The sequence below is a fragment of the Streptomyces sp. NPDC020489 genome (assembly GCF_044386545.1).
Taxonomy (GTDB): Bacteria; Actinomycetota; Actinomycetes; order Streptomycetales; family Streptomycetaceae; genus Streptomyces.
The window spans coordinates 78913-93064 of sequence record NZ_JBIRUZ010000014.1; the positions used below are offsets into that span (position 1 = coordinate 78913).

15 protein-coding genes and 1 riboswitch are annotated in these 14152 nt (G+C 72.3%); of the genes, 7 read left to right on the top strand and 8 right to left on the bottom strand.

Annotated features, from left to right (window positions below; all coding sequences use genetic code 11):
- Window positions 1–111: 111 nt before the first annotated feature.
- A complete protein-coding gene (locus tag ACH41F_RS32025) occupies window positions 112–705 on the bottom strand; it encodes a 2'-5' RNA ligase family protein (RefSeq protein WP_391234655.1) in 594 nt (197 codons plus the stop codon).
- 172 nt (window positions 706–877) lie between these two features.
- Window positions 878–1888 carry a tryptophan--tRNA ligase gene (trpS, locus tag ACH41F_RS32030; RefSeq protein ID WP_398838750.1) on the bottom strand — a complete coding sequence of 337 codons (1011 nt, stop codon included), beginning with the start codon at window positions 1886–1888 and terminating at the stop codon, window positions 878–880.
- 188 nt (window positions 1889–2076) lie between these two features.
- Here trpS and ACH41F_RS32035 point away from each other — a divergent pair, with 188 nt between their 5' ends.
- The 3 genes from ACH41F_RS32035 to ACH41F_RS32045 all read left to right on the top strand — a co-directional run bounded on the left by ACH41F_RS32035 (window position 2077) and on the right by ACH41F_RS32045 (window position 4475).
- A complete protein-coding gene (locus ACH41F_RS32035; protein ID WP_391234651.1) occupies window positions 2077–2637 on the top strand; it encodes a sigma-70 family RNA polymerase sigma factor in 561 nt (186 codons plus the stop codon).
- A gap of 124 nt (window positions 2638–2761) precedes the next feature.
- On the top strand, window positions 2762–3610 hold the full coding sequence (locus tag ACH41F_RS32040; protein ID WP_398838752.1) for a hypothetical protein: 849 nt from the start codon (window positions 2762–2764) through the stop codon (window positions 3608–3610).
- Between the two features lie 151 nt (window positions 3611–3761).
- Entirely contained in the window at window positions 3762–4475 is a 714-nt protein-coding gene (locus ACH41F_RS32045; RefSeq protein ID WP_398838636.1) for a hypothetical protein, read from the top strand.
- Window positions 4476–4511: 36 nt separating this feature from the next.
- Here ACH41F_RS32045 and ACH41F_RS32050 read toward each other — a convergent pair whose 3' ends face one another.
- The 4 genes from ACH41F_RS32050 to ACH41F_RS32065 form a co-directional block, all read right to left on the bottom strand.
- Window positions 4512–5963, bottom strand: coding sequence for a glycine hydroxymethyltransferase (locus ACH41F_RS32050; protein ID WP_391234647.1), 1452 nt, complete (start codon window positions 5961–5963; stop codon window positions 4512–4514).
- Window positions 5964–6005: 42 nt separating this feature from the next.
- Window positions 6006–6095: riboswitch (ZMP/ZTP riboswitch) on the bottom strand.
- 82 nt (window positions 6096–6177) lie between these two features.
- Window positions 6178–6993 carry a methyltransferase domain-containing protein gene (locus ACH41F_RS32055; RefSeq protein WP_391234646.1) on the bottom strand — a complete coding sequence of 272 codons (816 nt, stop codon included), beginning with the start codon at window positions 6991–6993 and terminating at the stop codon, window positions 6178–6180.
- Window positions 6994–7037: 44 nt separating this feature from the next.
- On the bottom strand, window positions 7038–8225 hold the full coding sequence (locus tag ACH41F_RS32060; RefSeq protein ID WP_391234644.1) for a glutathionylspermidine synthase family protein: 1188 nt from the start codon (window positions 8223–8225) through the stop codon (window positions 7038–7040).
- 31 nt (window positions 8226–8256) lie between these two features.
- Window positions 8257–8613: a hypothetical protein gene (locus tag ACH41F_RS32065; RefSeq protein WP_391234643.1), complete on the bottom strand. Its 357-nt coding sequence runs from the start codon at window positions 8611–8613 to the stop codon at window positions 8257–8259.
- Window positions 8614–8752: 139 nt separating this feature from the next.
- Between ACH41F_RS32065 and ACH41F_RS32070 the strand changes: the two genes are divergently transcribed.
- Entirely contained in the window at window positions 8753–9583 is an 831-nt protein-coding gene (locus ACH41F_RS32070; RefSeq protein WP_398838753.1) for a hypothetical protein, read from the top strand.
- A 266-nt stretch (window positions 9584–9849) separates the two neighbouring features.
- Here the strand turns inward: ACH41F_RS32070 and ACH41F_RS32075 are convergent, their stop codons facing one another.
- Window positions 9850–11235 carry a PLP-dependent aminotransferase family protein gene (locus tag ACH41F_RS32075; RefSeq protein ID WP_398838639.1) on the bottom strand — a complete coding sequence of 462 codons (1386 nt, stop codon included), beginning with the start codon at window positions 11233–11235 and terminating at the stop codon, window positions 9850–9852.
- A gap of 47 nt (window positions 11236–11282) precedes the next feature.
- Here ACH41F_RS32075 and ACH41F_RS32080 point away from each other — a divergent pair, with 47 nt between their 5' ends.
- From ACH41F_RS32080 to ACH41F_RS32090, 3 genes are read left to right on the top strand one after another with little or no spacing between them, the layout of a single operon-like run.
- Window positions 11283–11792 (top strand): carboxymuconolactone decarboxylase family protein, encoded by a 510-nt coding sequence (locus ACH41F_RS32080; RefSeq protein WP_391234639.1) that lies wholly within the window; start codon window positions 11283–11285, stop codon window positions 11790–11792.
- A complete protein-coding gene (locus ACH41F_RS32085; RefSeq protein WP_391234637.1) occupies window positions 11789–12235 on the top strand; it encodes a carboxymuconolactone decarboxylase family protein in 447 nt (148 codons plus the stop codon). Before ACH41F_RS32080 ends, ACH41F_RS32085 begins: the two co-directional genes overlap by 4 nt.
- Window positions 12232–12963, top strand: a complete 732-nt coding sequence (locus tag ACH41F_RS32090) for an isocitrate lyase/phosphoenolpyruvate mutase family protein (protein WP_391234635.1) — start codon at window positions 12232–12234, stop codon at window positions 12961–12963. Before ACH41F_RS32085 ends, ACH41F_RS32090 begins: the two co-directional genes overlap by 4 nt.
- 232 nt (window positions 12964–13195) lie before the next feature.
- On the opposite strand, the gene ACH41F_RS32095 is transcribed toward ACH41F_RS32090, so the two are convergent.
- On the bottom strand, window positions 13196–14152 hold the full coding sequence (locus tag ACH41F_RS32095; RefSeq protein ID WP_391234633.1) for a glycine betaine ABC transporter substrate-binding protein: 957 nt from the start codon (window positions 14150–14152) through the stop codon (window positions 13196–13198).

A 14152-nucleotide genomic window follows, 5' to 3' on the forward strand; every position in this document is an offset into this window, starting at 1 on the left:
CGTACGCGCGGGGTGTCGTTCGACGGCGCACATAGGCAGCGCGTACGCCTTTGGGGATCCGGTCGGCGGGAGGCGGGAGGGCCAGGGGCGGAGTGACCCGGGACGGTGCCGCTAGGGGGCCGTCGTGCCCTGCTCCACGGTGCCCTGTTCCGCGGGGGCCGAGGCCTGCTGGGGCACCACCGGCCCGCCGAAGGCGTACTCGTGGAGCTTGCGCCATATGCCGTCGGCGCCCTGTTCGTAGAGGGCGAAGCCGGTGCAGGGCCACTCGGCGGCGTAGCCGGACAGCTCCTCGTAGGCGCGGTCCATGGCCTCGTCCTCGATGCCGTGGGCGATCGTGACGTGCGGGTGGTACGGGAACTGGAGTTCGCGCGCCACCGGACCGGAGGCGTCACGGACCTGCTTCTGGAGCCAGGTGCACGCCTCGGCGCCCTCGACGACCTGGACGTACACCACCGGCGACAGCGGCCGGAAGGTGCCGGTGCCGGACAGCTTCATCGGGAACGGCCGGCCGGCCGCGGCGACCTCGGTGAGGTGCGCCTCGATGGCGGGCAGCGCGGCGGCGTCGACCTCGGTCGGCGGCAGCAGCGTGACATGCGTGGGGATGCCGTGAGCAGCGGCGTCGCCGAAGCCCGCGCGCAGCTGCTGGAGCTGGCTGCCGTGAGGCTCCGGGACCGCGATCGACACGCCGATCGTTACGGTCCCCACGTCGTCTCCCTGTCTTCTGTCGACTGTCGTCGGACTGTCCTGTGACGGCCCTCTGTCGGATTCGTCCCGACCGTACGGCTATCGACTGTACGGCCACGGCTGAGCTGTGGGCAGGCGCAACCGGAGTGATGTGCAGCGCTCTGTCCAGTGGTACGGCTGTGCGGCTCGCGCCTCAGTGCTTGGCGGGCAGGAAACCGACCCGGTCGTAGGCCTGGGCCAGCGTCTCCGCGGCGACCGCGCGCGCTTTCTCCGCACCCTTGGCCAGGATCGAGTCCAGCGTCTCGGGGTCGTCCAGATACTGCTGGGTGCGCTCCCGGAACGGTGTCACGAACTCGACCATGACCTCGGCGAGGTCCGTCTTGAGCGCACCGTAGCCCTTGCCGTCGTACTTCTGCTCCAGTTCCGCGATTCCCGCCCCGGTGAGGGTCGAGTAGATGGTGAGCAGGTTGCTGACGCCCGGCTTGTTCTCGGCGTCGTAGCGGATGACGGTGTCGGTGTCGGTGACGGCGCTCTTGACCTTCTTGGCGGTGGTCTTCGGCTCGTCGAGGAGGTTGATGAGGCCCTTCGGCGTGGAGGCCGACTTGCTCATCTTGATCGACGGGTCCTGAAGGTCGTAGATCTTCGCCGTCTCCTTGAGGATGTACGGCCTCGGCAGCGTGAAGGTCTCCCCGAAGCGGCCGTTGAAGCGCGTGGCGAGGTCACGGGTGAGCTCGATGTGCTGGCGCTGGTCCTCGCCCACGGGGACCTCGTTGGCCTGGTAGAGCAGGATGTCCGCGACCTGGAGGACGGGGTACGTGAACAGGCCCACCGAGGCCCGCTCCGCGCCCTGCTTGGCGGACTTGTCCTTGAACTGGGTCATGCGGGAGGCCTCGCCGAACCCGGTCAGGCAGTTCATGACCCAGGCGAGCTGGGCGTGCTCGGGGACATGGCTCTGGACGAACAGCGTGCAGCGCTCGGGGTCGAGGCCCGCGGCGAGCAGCTGGGCGGCGGCGAGCCGGGTGTTGGCGCGCAGCTCGGCCGGGTCCTGCGGAATCGTGATCGCGTGCAGGTCGACGACCATGTAGAACGCGTCGTGGGACTCCTGCAGGGCCACCCACTGGCGGACGGCGCCGAGGTAGTTGCCGAGGTGGAACGAGCCTGCCGTGGGCTGGATTCCGGAGAGCACGCGCAAACGAGCCGGCATGGCGAAGCCATTCCCCTGAGGGTGGTGGTGGGTGACGGGTGGGCGATCAGAGGCCATGCTCACCATTCTCTCAGGTGTCGGGCCCCGATCCGGAACTGGTCGGAAACAGATGGGAACCGATCCCTCTCCTGCGGTGTAACAAGAGTGTGAGAACGCGGGAGGGGGGCCGCATCGTCGATGAGGCCGCGGTGATCGCCCGTGTACGCGCCGGGGAGCCGGAGGCGTATGCGGAGCTGGTGCGCGCCCACACGGGCATCGCGCTCCGGGCGGCCGCGGCACTCGGGGCGGGTGCGGACGCGGAGGACGTGGTGCAGCAGGCCTTCGTCAAGGCGTACTGCGCGCTGGGCAGGTTCAAGGACGGGGCGGCGTTCCGGCCGTGGCTGCTGTCGATCGTCGCCAATGAGACGAGGAACACAGTGCGTACGGCGGCCCGGCAGCGCACGCTCGCCGGCCGGGAGGCGGCGTTCGTGGAGGCGGAGCCGCTGATACCGGAATCGGCGGACCCGGCGGTCGCGACCCTGGAGACGGAGCGTCGCGTGGCCCTGCTGTCCGCGCTGGAGAAGCTGAGCGAGGAGCACCGGCTGGTCGTCATCCACCGCTATCTGCTGGAGCTGGACGAGTCCGAGACGGCCCTGTCCCTGGGCTGGCCCCGGGGCACGGTGAAGTCCCGGCTGAACCGCGCACTGCGGAAACTGGGCCGGTTGCTGCCGGATTTCGAGCCCCGGGAAGGAGGTGACGGGCGTGAGTGAGGGACGGAAGCCGTACGGCGGTGAGGGCGGCGGTGGGCCCCAGGGCTCCGGTGGCCGCGGTCCCCGCGGTCGCGGCGGTGACCGGGGCCCGGGGCCGGCGGGGCGTGATCGCGGGCGGGGGCCCGTGGGCGGTGCCCCGGGGCTGCCGGAGGAGCTGCGGACGCTGGGCAGGTCCCTGGACGCGCCCGGGGGCGGGGGCGCCCTCGACTCCGAGACGATGGTGGAGCGGGTGCTGGGGCAGATACTCGCCGAGCAGGTGCCGGTCCCGGTGGCCGAGCCGTCGCGCGGCCGTGAGCGGCTGACCGCGGTGCGGCGCTGGACGCGGCTGCGCTGGCGCTCCCTGACCGCGGCCCTGTGCGGTGTGCTGACCGTGCTCGTCCTGACACCGCCGGTGCGGGCCGCGGTCTACGACTGGTTCGGGTTCGGCGGCGTCGAGGTGCGGTACGACCCGTCGGCGGTGCCCTCGCCCGGCGCCGAGGTGCCCGGCTGCGGGCACTCGGTGTCCCTCGCGCAGGCCGAGCGGCGGGCCGGTTTCGCACCGCTGGTGCCCGAGGCGCTCGGCGTCCCGGACGCGGTGGCGGTGACCGCCGAGCGGCAGGGGCGCTTCCTGGTCAGCCTGTGCTGGCGTGAGCGCGGGGGCACGATCCGGCTGGACCAGTTCGGGGCGGGTCTGGACCTCACCTTCGCCAAGACCGTGCGGGAGCAGCCGGAGTGGATCTCGCTCGACACCGCCTCCTCGGACGCGGGCGCGGTGCACGACACGGCCCTGTGGTTTCCGCGCCCTCACCTGCTGAGCTTCTGGCTGGTGGACGCGGACGGCGAGCACTACACACGGCGGGAGCGGACGGCCGGTCCGACGCTGCTGTGGAGCCGTGCGGTGGGCCCCGAGCAGGTGACGCTGCGGCTGGAGGGGGTGCCGTCGAGCGCGCGGGCGGTGGAGATCGCGACGTCGCCGACGACCTCGCCGAAATAGTGCGGGCCGGGTGGGAACCTCGGCGGGCCGGGCGGTGTACCAGAAGTGACACGCGGCTCGCGGCGACGGGGGCGGGCCGCACGGCATCGGCTGGTGGGGGTTTGTGATGCAGGAACGGGCGCGTGGCAGGCGGGGTGGCGGGCGTCGACCGGTGGCGCTGGCAGGGGTGTGGGCGACGGCGCTCGGGTTCACCTTGTGGGGCGCCGGGTCCGCTGCGGCCGGCGGGCCGACCAGCGTGCTGATCGTCTCGCCGGAGAGCACGGAGACGGCGTCGCTGTACTACTCCGACCGGGAGTACGACGTGTTGCAGCGGCTCCTCGGTGCGGTGGGCCGGGGCACGGCGGGCAAGCCGCCCGAGGCCGATCTGGTCACCGGCCCGCAGATCAACGTCACATGGATGCTGCACGACGTGACGCCCTATCGGGTCGACCGGGTCTACCCGGCGGTGGACTCCAAGGCGGTCTGGATCCACACGGCGGCGAACCGCGGCGCCTCGACGAACGGCTCCTGGCACCGGGCGGACCAGCCGGCCGCGCTCCGGGACCTGCTGAAGGATTTGGGGGTGACGGGCAAGGCATCCTCCGCCGGAGGGTCCGCGGTGGAGTACCCACCGCCCTGGGACACGGACGGCACGGACGGGACGGCACCGGAGGCGACCGAGTCGGCGCGAGCGGCGGCCCAGGCGCGGCAGCCGGGGGCGGGATCGGGGGCGAGCGGTGCCACCGACTGGTGGTGGTCGCTGCCGGGTCTCACCGTCGGGTGCGCGGCCGGGGTCGGCGGGACGCTGCTGATACGCCGCGCGGCGGACCGGCGGGAAGCCGGACCGCCGCGGGAGGAACCACGTCAGGAACTCATCGACCTGTGAGAGTCGCCGGTCTTTGACAACTCGAGAGAGCGTTGATCAGCCCAGGTCGATCTCGGGGTAGAGCGGGAAGCCCGCCACGAGGTCGGTGGCGCGGCGCGAGATCTCGTCCGCGACCTTGGCGTCGAGGACGTGCGCGGCCTTGGAGGGCGCTCCCGACTTGGTGGTGCCCGCCTCGGCGGTGGTCAGGACGCGGTCGATGAGGCCGGCGACCTCGTCCATCTCGGCGGTGCCCAGACCACGGGTGGTCAGGGCGGGGGTGCCGATGCGGATGCCGGAGGTGTACCAGGCGCCGTTGGGGTCGGCCGGGATGGCGTTGCGGTTGGTGACGATGCCGGAGTCGAGGAGGGCGGCCTCGGCCTGGCGGCCGGTGAGGCCGTAGGAGGTGGCGACGTCGATCAGGTTGAGGTGGTTGTCGGTGCCGCCGGTCACCAGGGTGGCGCCCCGGCGCATCAGGCCCTCGGCGAGGGCGCGGGAGTTGTCGACGATCCGCTGGGCGTAGTCCTGGAAGGCGGGCTGCCGGGCCTCGGCGAGGGCGACGGCCTTGGCGGCCATGACGTGCGGGAGCGGGCCGCCGAGGACCATCGGGCAGCCGCGGTCGACCTGGTCCTTGAGGGAGTCGTCGCACAGGACCATGCCGCCGCGGGGGCCGCGCAGCGACTTGTGGGTCGTGGTGGTGACGATCTGGGCGTGCGGGACCGGGTCGAAGTCGCCGGTCAGCACCTTGCCCGCGACCAGACCGGCGAAGTGCGCCATGTCCACCATCAGGGTCGCGCCGACCTCGTCGGCGATCTCGCGCATGATGCGGAAGTTCACCAGGCGGGGGTAGGCGGAGTAGCCGGCGACGATGATGAGCGGCTTGAACTCACGGGCGGACACCCGCAGTGCCTCGTAGTCGATCAGACCGGTCGCCGGGTCCGTGCCGTAGGAGCGCTGGTCGAACATCTTGCCGGAGATGTTGGGGCGGAAGCCGTGGGTGAGGTGGCCGCCGGCGTCCAGGGACATGCCGAGCATGCGCTGGTTGCCGAAGGCCTGGCGCAGCTCGGCCCAGTCGGCGTCGGTGAGGTCGTTGACCTGACGGACGCCGGCCTTCTCCAGGAAGGGCACCTCGACGCGGTCGGCGAGGACGGACCAGAAGGCGACGAGGTTGGCGTCGATGCCGGAGTGGGGCTGGACGTAGGCGTGACGGGCGCCGAAGAGTTCCTTGGCGTGCTCGGCGGCGAGCGACTCGACGGTGTCGACGTTGCGACAGCCGGCGTAGAAGCGGCGTCCGATGGTGCCCTCGGCGTACTTGTCGCTGAACCAGTTGCCCATCGCCAGGAGGGTGGCCGGGGAGGCGTAGTTCTCGGAGGCGATCAGCTTGAGCATCTCGCGCTGGTCGTGCACCTCCTGGCCGATGGCGTCGGCGACGCGCGGCTCGACGGCGCGGATCACGTCGAGGGCGGCGCGGAAGGCGGTGGACTGGGTGGAGAGGGGCTGCTGCTCCGACATGTGCGGCCTCCGGATGGCGTGGCGGGTTGCGGTCACGATTCACGGCTCGGCCCAGGCGCACGGCACTTGATCACTCACAGGCCGCTCCCCGATGGTCCGTCCCATCCCAGCGCGCCAGTCACGGCCTGTCGGCCAGCCTACCGGGCGCGCCGGGCGGTGACGGTCCCGCGTCCACCATGCGAGCGTGCGGCCGCCCCTTGCGGGCGGCGCCGGGTCAGGACGGTTTGCGGCCCCAGGCGACGACGATGAAGTTGGGGATGTAGGTGGTGCCCTGGCGCTTGGTCATGGTGATCACTTCTTCGATGTCCGCGTCGCTCACCTCGCCCGTCGCCAGCAGGCGCGGCCGCAGGGAGCGCAGGGTGAGGGGGAAGAAGGCGGCGGTGCCACCGGTCAGGACCGGGGCGTAGACCTCCGCGCGGACCTCGGTGAGCCCGGCGTCGGTCAGGGCCTGCGGCAGGCGGCGGCCGGTGCCGGGGTCCACCCCCGCGGCGCCGAAGGCGGCGCGCAGCGCGCGGCCGAGGCGCTCGGCCACCTCCAGGTACTCGGGCGGGTAGTAGCGGGCGGCGGCCGGGTACATCGGCCCGTCGATGTCGAAGTCCTCCACCACCACCCAGCCGCCGGGGCGGGTCGCGGCGGTCATGCGGCGCAGGGCTTCGTCGCGGTCGGAGAGGTGCTCCAGCACGGCTCGCGCGTGCACGAGGTCGAAGGGCTCGTCGTGGAGCGGGTCCGCGAGGATGTCGTGCTGGCGCACCTCCAGGTTGGACAGCCCGTGGGAGGCGGCGAAGCGCGTGTCGAGATCGACGGCGAGGACCCGTCCCGCGGCGCCGACCTCCCGGGCCAGCCAGCGCGCGATGCTGCCTGCGCCGCAGCCCACCTCGAGGCAGCGCCAGCCCTCGGCCACCCCGAGTGCGGACAGCCGATGGCGGCTCTGGCTGTCGTAGATCTCCTCCAGCGCGCTGAGCCGGCTGTGTTCGCGCTCCCAGGACGGGTCGAACACGTATCCGTTCTGCGCCGTGGCGGTGTCGCTCACCGATCGCCCCTTTCCGTTCGTCACGGACCGATCATTGTGTCGCGTCAGAGGATCACGTGGGGCAGGAAGCGCGCGTATTCGTCAGTGACCGGTCCGGCCGACTCCCGGATGCCGAGGCCCGCGGACTCGTTCTCGACGACCCAGGCGCCGAGCACGACACGGTTGCCGTCGAAGTCCGGCAGCGGCGCCAACTCCTGGTAGCAGCAGGGTTCTTCGCGTGGCGCGGGGGCAGGGTCACCCGGTGCGTGGAGGGTCACGCCGGCGCCCTCCCGGCCCAGCAGCGGCTTGGCGACGTACCCCTTCGATCCGGCCAACTCCCGTGGCCCGTCGAGATACGCGGGCAGGAGGTTCGGGTGGCCCGGGTACAGCTCCCAGAGGATCGCCAGGAGCGCCTTGTTGCTCAGCAGCATCTTCCAGGCGGGTTCGATCCACAGGGTGGTGCCGGTGCCGCCGCCGTTGTCGAGGGTGTCCAGGACGTGATCGGCGAAGCGGTCGGTGGTCAGCCACTCCCAGGGGTAGAGCTTGAAGCAGCTGCGGATGAACCGCAGTTGCTTGTCGACGAAGCGGCCGGAGAGTCGGTCCCAGCCGATCTCCTCCATGGAGATCCAGGCGGTGTCCAGGCCTGCCTGTTCGGCCGTCTCCTGGAGGTAGGCGACCGTCATCAGGTCCTCGCCGAGTTCGTCGGCCGAGGAGTAGGCGAAGTACAGCGGGCTGCCGGGCGGGAGCAGCGCGGCCTGCTTCCGCCAGGCGGCGATCAGCCGCTCGTGGAGGGAGTTCCACTGGTCGGCGCCGGGGAAGCGCTCCTCCATCCAGAACCACTGGGGGGAGGCGGCCTCGACGAGCGAGGTGGGGGTGTCGGCGTTGTACTCCAGGAGCTTGGCGGGGCCGGTGCCGTCGTAGCGCAGGTCGAAGCGGCCGTAGAGGGACGGGAGTTCGGCGCGCCGGCGCCAGGCCTCGGCGACCGCGTCGGCGATCCGCGGGTCGGTGATGCCGAGGTCGGCGAAGCGTCCGGTCGTGACGATGTGGTCCGCCGCCCGCAGACACATGCGGTGGAGTTCCTCGACGACCTCCTCCAGTGCCTCGATCTCGTCGAGGGAGAAGACGTAGTAGGCGCTCTCGTCCCAGTAGGGGCGCAGTGAGTCATCGGGGTAGCGGGTCAGGGGGTAGATGAGCCCCTGTTCCTCGACGGTCCGCTGCCAGCCGGGGCGGGGTTCGGTGGTACGGCGTTCCATGGGTCGCGTCCGCTCGTCGTCCTGCGCCCGCTCAGCCGCCGCCGCTGCCGCCGGAGCAGCCGAAGCCGCCGCGGTCGACGGCCTCGCTCCTGCTGAAGGTGCCGTGGTCGGCGTAACGGCCGCTGACGTCGCCCTCGTAGTACCAGGCGGCGTCGGCGGTGCCGGCCCTGCCGGTCTTCTTCTTGCCGCTCCTGCCGGAGGAGGAGCCGGAGCTGCCGGAGTTGCAGTTCTTGTCGGCGACGATCTTGTAACCCTCGTAGGTGTAGCTGTCGCGGTCGACGCAGCGGCGGTCGGGCTCCGAGCCGCAGGAGGTGAGTGCCGCCGCGACGACTCCCATGCCGCCGAGCACGACCGTGCTCGAACGCAGTCGGCGCCGTGTTTCCGCCATGTCCCGTCTCCCCGTGGTGTGTCCGCCGGTGGTCCGGCTGTCGGTTGTCCGGCGGTCAGCCTAGAGATCGGTGGCAAGCGCCCCGCAGGCACCCCGTCGGTCGCGGCCCCTCCCCTACAGTCGCTTTGTGCTCTTTGGGATGGTGTGCGCGCTGGGTGCGGCGGTCTGTTTCGGCACGGCGACGGTGTTGCAGGCGGTTGCCGCGCGGGCCGCGGGCAGCGGGGGTGGTGGGGAGGCGGCGCTGCTGCTGCGGGCGGTGCGGCAGTGGCGGTATGTGGCGGGGCTGGCGCTGGACGGGCTGGGGTTCCTGCTGCAGATCGCGGCGCTGCGGTCGGTGCCGATCTACGCGGTCGGAGCGGCGTTGGCGGCGAGTCTGGCCGTGACTGCGGTGGTCGCGGCGCGGTTGCTGCGGGTGCGGTTGAGCCGGGCGGAGCGGGGTGCGGTGGGGGTGGTGTGTGCCGGGCTTGCGATGCTGGGGATCGCGTCGGGGACGGAGGGGGACCGCAGCGGGCCTGACGCGTTGCGGTACGTGATGCTCGCCGTCGCCGTGGGGGTGCTGTTGCTCGGGCTCGGTGGCGGGCGGTTGCCGGAGCGGGGGCGTTCGTCGCTGCTCGGGCTGGGGGCCGGGTTCGGGTTCGGGGTGGTCGAGGTCGCGGTGCGGCTGATCGACTCGCTCGCGCCGGCGGAGCTGCTCGCGAATCCGGCGGCCTACGCCCTGGTGCTCGGCGGGGGCGCCGCGTTCCTGTGTCTGACCTCGGCCCTGCAACGGGGGTCGGTGACGGTGGCGACCGCCGCGATGGTGATCGGGGAGACGGTCGGGCCCGCGCTGGTGGGGGTGGTGTGGCTGGGAGACCGCACCCGGGAGGGGCTGGGGTGGCTGGCGGTGCTGGGCTTCCTGGTCGCGGTGGCGGGAGCACTGGGGCTGGCACGGTTCGGGGAGGCGCCGGCGCGGGAGGCGGGGGGCGGGTGACTGCCGCGGCGGGTGTGTGACGGCTGCCTGGGTGGGAGGCGGTGGGCGTGTGACGGTTGCCCGGGCAAGAACCGGCGGGCGTGTGACGGTTGCCCGGGCAGGAGGCAGCCGGCCCGTGACGGCTGCCCGAGCAGGAACCGGCGAGCCTGTGACGGCCACACCCTCGGGAGGCGCCGGGCGGGCGGCCGCCTCCCGCGGGTGTGGCCAGCCGAGGGTTCACCCGCGCACCCCGTCCCACCTCACCCCCTCTCCGCGCACCCCCAGCCCTACGGCATAACCCTGCACAGCGCCTCCAGTGCGCCCGTCCACCCCCGGTCCGACGGGGCTCCGTACCCGACCACCAGGGCGTCCAGGCGCTCGGCGACCGCCTGGGGGTGGCGGAAGTAGGACAGGCCGTGGAGGGCGACGCCCTGCCAGGCGGCGGACCGGACCACGGAGTGTTCGGTGCCGGGTGGGAGGCGCAGGACGGCGTGGAGGCCGGCGGCGATGCCGGTGACGTGGACGTCGGGGGCGTGGGTGGCCAGCGCCGCGACGAGGGCGTCCCGGCGGCGCCGGTAGCGGAGGCGGGAGGCGCGGACGTGGCGGTCGTAGGCGCCGGAGGCGATGAACTCGGCGAGGGTCAGCTGGTCCAGCACCCCGCAGGTGTCGACCTTGCCCTTGGCCTCCGCGGCCGCCTCGGCGAGATCCGGCGGGAGGACCGCCCAGGCCAGGCGGAGGCCGGGGGCCAGGGCCTTGCTGGCCGTGCCGAGGTAGACGACACGGTCGGGGTCGAGGCCCTGGAGGGCGCCGACGGGCTGGCGGTCGTAGCGGAACTCGCCGTCGTAGTCGTCCTCCAGGACCAGGCCTCCGGTGCGCCGGGCCCAGTCGACGACCGCGGTGCGCCGGTCGCGGTGCAGGGGCACGCCCATCGGGAACTGGTGGGCGGGGGTGAGGAGGACGGCTCCGGCACCGGACGGCCGGCCCGGGTCGGTGCCGAGTTCGTCGAAGGGGAGGGGCGCCACGCGCAGGCCTGCGGCGGACAGTTGGTCCCAGTGCACGTCCAGGCCGTAGGACTCCACCGCCACCGAGCGGACGCCGCGCGCTCGCAGGACGGTGCCGAGGATGCGCAGGGCGTGGGCGCAGCCCGCGGTGATCAGGATGTGGTCGGGGTCGGTGCGGACGCCCCGTACCCGGGCCAGGTAGCCGGCGAGGGCGGTGCGCAGTTCGACGAGGCCGCGCGGGTCGCCGTAGCCGAGGGAGTGGTGTGGGGCGGCGAGGAGGGCGCGGCGGGCGGCCTTCAGCCACTCGGCGCGGGGGAAGGCGGTCAGGTCGGGGGTGCCGGGGCGGAAGTCGTGGGCGGGGCGTTGCGCGGTACGGCGGCCGGGGCCGGTGCCGGAGGGCGGGGCCACCGCGCGGTCCGCCACGCGCGTGCCCGAGCCCTGCCTGGCGGTGAGCCAGCCCTCGGCGACCAGGTCGGCGTAGGCGTCGCCGACGGTGTTGCGGGCGATGCCGAGGTCGGTGGCGAGGGAGCGGGAGGAGGGCAGCCGGGTGCCGGGGGCGAGGCGGCCGGTGCGGACGGCCTCGCGCAGGGCGTCGGTCAGACCGCGGCGCAGCCCCGGGCCGGTGGGTTCCAGGTGGAGGTCGACACCCAAGGTGGCCCAGGAATTCGGCATGGAAATGGACCATACCGGTGGGCAGCCTCACGCCTAGCGTCGATCTCATGACGACGCACATCGAGGACGGTCCCACGATCGTGGAGTACGCCCCTGAACACACACCCCGACTGAACTGGGCCGAGCAGGCGCCCGAGGTCTTCAAGGCGATGGTCAGGCTCGACGCCGCCGCGCGGAAGGGCCTCGACACCAAGCTGCTGGAGCTGGTGAAGGTCCGGGCCTCGCAGATCAACCACTGTGCGCTCTGTGTCGACATGCACAGCAAGGACGCGCTCGCGGCCGGTGAGAGCGTGGAGCGGATCGTGCAGCTCAGCGCGTGGGAGGAGTCCGAGCACTTCTACACCGAGCGGGAGCTGGCGGCGCTGGCGCTGACGGAGGCGGTGACCGTGCTCACCGAGGGGTTCGTGCCCGACGAGGTGTACGAGCGGGCCGCTCGGCACTTCACGGAACCCGAGCTGGCGCAGTTGATCGCCGCGATCGCCGTCATCAACGCGTGGAACCGGTTCGGTGTGAGCTGCCGGCTGGTTCCCGGGCACTACCGGCCGGGGCACCGGTGACGGCCCGTACCCCGCTGCTGGACCAGGCGGTCGGCCAGGCCATGTCCGCGCTCAGTGCCGCCGCGAAGAAGGGGCTCGGGGAACCCGCGCTGGCCGAGCTGGTGATGATCCGGGCCTCGCAGCTCAACCACTGCGCCTTCTGTCTCGACATGCATCTGCGGATCGCTCGTGAACACGGGGTGAGCGAGCGGCAGTTGGATCTGCTGGCCGCCTGGGAGGAGGCCGGGGACGTCTACGACGAGCGGGAGCGGGCGGCGCTGGCGCTGACGGAGGCGGTGACCGTGCTCACCGAGGGGTTCGTGCCCGACGAGGTGTACGAGCGGGCCGCCAAGCACTTCGACGACGGCCGGCTCGCCCATCTCCTGGGTCTGATCGTCGCGATCAACAACTGGAACCGGGTGATGGTGAGCCGCCGCGTCCCGCCGGGAGGGCACACAGCATGAGCAAGGTGGAGATCTTCCGCGCACTGCACCGTCGGCCCGCGCACGACGACCCGCTGGTCCTGCCCGGACCTTGGGACGCGGCCAGCGCGCGGGTCCTCGTCGACGCCGGTTTTCCCGCGCTCGCGACTCCGAGCGCGGGGGTGGCCGCCGCGCTCGGGCACGCGGACGGGCAGACCCCGGCGGAGGAGATGTTCGCGGCGGTGGCGCGGATCGCCCGGTCCGTGGACGTGCCGGTGTCCGCGGATGTCGAGGGCGGTTACGGGCTGGCTCCGAAGGAGCTGGTGGAGCGGCTGCTGGAGGCGGGTGCCGTGGGCTGCAACCTTGAGGACTCCAACGGGGGTGTCCTCAAGGACCCGCACCAGCACGCCGAATGGCTCGCCGAGGTGCGGTACGCGGCGGGGGACGAGTTGTTCGTCAACGCGCGGATCGACACCTTCGTGCGCGGGGTCGACGATCCCGAGGCGGCCATCGAGCGGGCGGCGTTGTACACGGCCGCGGGTGCCGACTGCGTGTACCCGATCGGCGCCCCGGCGAAGGTGCTGCCGTTGCTGCGGTCCGGGATCCACGGCCCGATCAACGTGATCGCGCAGGTCGGTGCGGGCCTCACCCCCGCCGAGCTCGGCGAGCGGGGCGCCACCCGGATCACCTTCGGGCCGGGTCTCCAGCGGCGCTCCTCCGAGATCCTCGCCGGACTGGCCGCACAGCTGGGTGACCGACCGCCGAGGTGACCGGACGCCGACCGTGACCCAACGCTGGCCGTGACCGGGCGTCAGCGTGACTGACCGTCATCGTGACTGGCCGTCAGCGCACCAGGCGCCGACGTGACCGGCATGCCGACGCACCGCGCCGTCCGCGCACCGCGGCAGGTCCCCCTGCCTGCGGCTCCGCGGGCGGCGCGGCCCGCTCCCCCTCCCCCGAGCGAGAGGGGGCGAGCGCCACCACGGTGAACGCGTGGCCTTCTTAAGGGATCCACGCCTTCCAGGTGGAGGCGTGCCCCTCCACCCACTTCTTCGCCGCCTGCTCGGGCGTCAGCTTCTGGTCGGCGATCATCAGGGAGACCTCGTTCTGGTCCTCGGTCGTCCACTTGAACTTCTTCAGGAACGCGGCCGCCTTGCCGCCGGTGCTCGCGAAGTCGGCGTTGAGGTACTTCTGGAGCGGGGTGTGCGGATAGGCGCAGGCGACCTTCTCCGGGTCGGCGTCGCAGCCCTCCTTGTACGCGGGCAGCTTCACCTCGGTCATGGGGACCTTCTTGAAGAGCCACTGCGGGGCGTACCAGTAGGTGAGGAAGGGCTTCCTCTCCTTGGCGAACTGCTTGATCTGGGTGATCTGCGCGGCCTCGGAACCGGCGAAGACCACCTGGTAGTCCAGCTTCAGGTTCTTCACCAGCGCCTTGTCGTTGGTGACGTAGGAGGGCGAGCCGTCCATCAGCTGGCCCTTGCCGCCGCTCTCCGCGGTGCGCATCTGGTCGGCGTACTTGTCGAGGTTCTTCCAGTCGGTGACGTCCGGGTGCTCCTTGGCGAAGTACGTGGGGACGTACCAGCCGATGTGCCCGGTGACGCCGAGGCCGCCGCCGTTGACGATGGTCTTCTTGTCCTTGACGTAGCGCTGTTCCTGCTCGGGGTGGCCCCAGTCCTCCAGGATCGCGTCGACGCGGCCCTGGCTGAGCGCGTCCCAGGCGGGGACCTCGTCGACCTGGACGGTGTCGACGCGGTAGCCGAGTTCGTGCTCCAGCAGGTACTGGGCCACGGCGACGTTGGCCTGGGCGCCGACCCAGGACTGCACGGACAGGTTCACGGTCTTGGCGCCCTGCGCGTTGGCGAAGGGCGAGGCCTGCTGGGTCATGTCGGCGGCGCCGCAGCCGGTGAGCAGCAGCAGGGAGGCCGCGCCGGCCACCACGGCGGTCGTAGGTGCGCGCAT

Coding starts and splice junctions, on each gene's coding strand:
- trpS (WP_398838750.1), bottom strand. CDS start 1,888: ATGCCGGCTCGTTTGCGCGTGCTCTCCGGAATCCAGCCCACGGCAGGC.
- ACH41F_RS32090 (WP_391234635.1), top strand. CDS start 12,232: ATGAGCAAGGTGGAGATCTTCCGCGCACTGCACCGTCGGCCCGCGCAC.
- ACH41F_RS32060 (WP_391234644.1), bottom strand. CDS start 8,225: ATGGAACGCCGTACCACCGAACCCCGCCCCGGCTGGCAGCGGACCGTC.
- ACH41F_RS32095 (WP_391234633.1), bottom strand. CDS start 14,152: ATGCGCGCACCTACGACCGCCGTGGTGGCCGGCGCGGCCTCCCTGCTG.
- ACH41F_RS32070 (WP_398838753.1), top strand. CDS start 8,753: ATGGTGTGCGCGCTGGGTGCGGCGGTCTGTTTCGGCACGGCGACGGTG.
- ACH41F_RS32075 (WP_398838639.1), bottom strand. CDS start 11,235: ATGCCGAATTCCTGGGCCACCTTGGGTGTCGACCTCCACCTGGAACCC.
- ACH41F_RS32050 (WP_391234647.1), bottom strand. CDS start 5,963: ATGTCGGAGCAGCAGCCCCTCTCCACCCAGTCCACCGCCTTCCGCGCC.
- ACH41F_RS32065 (WP_391234643.1), bottom strand. CDS start 8,613: ATGGCGGAAACACGGCGCCGACTGCGTTCGAGCACGGTCGTGCTCGGC.
- ACH41F_RS32080 (WP_391234639.1), top strand. CDS start 11,283: ATGACGACGCACATCGAGGACGGTCCCACGATCGTGGAGTACGCCCCT.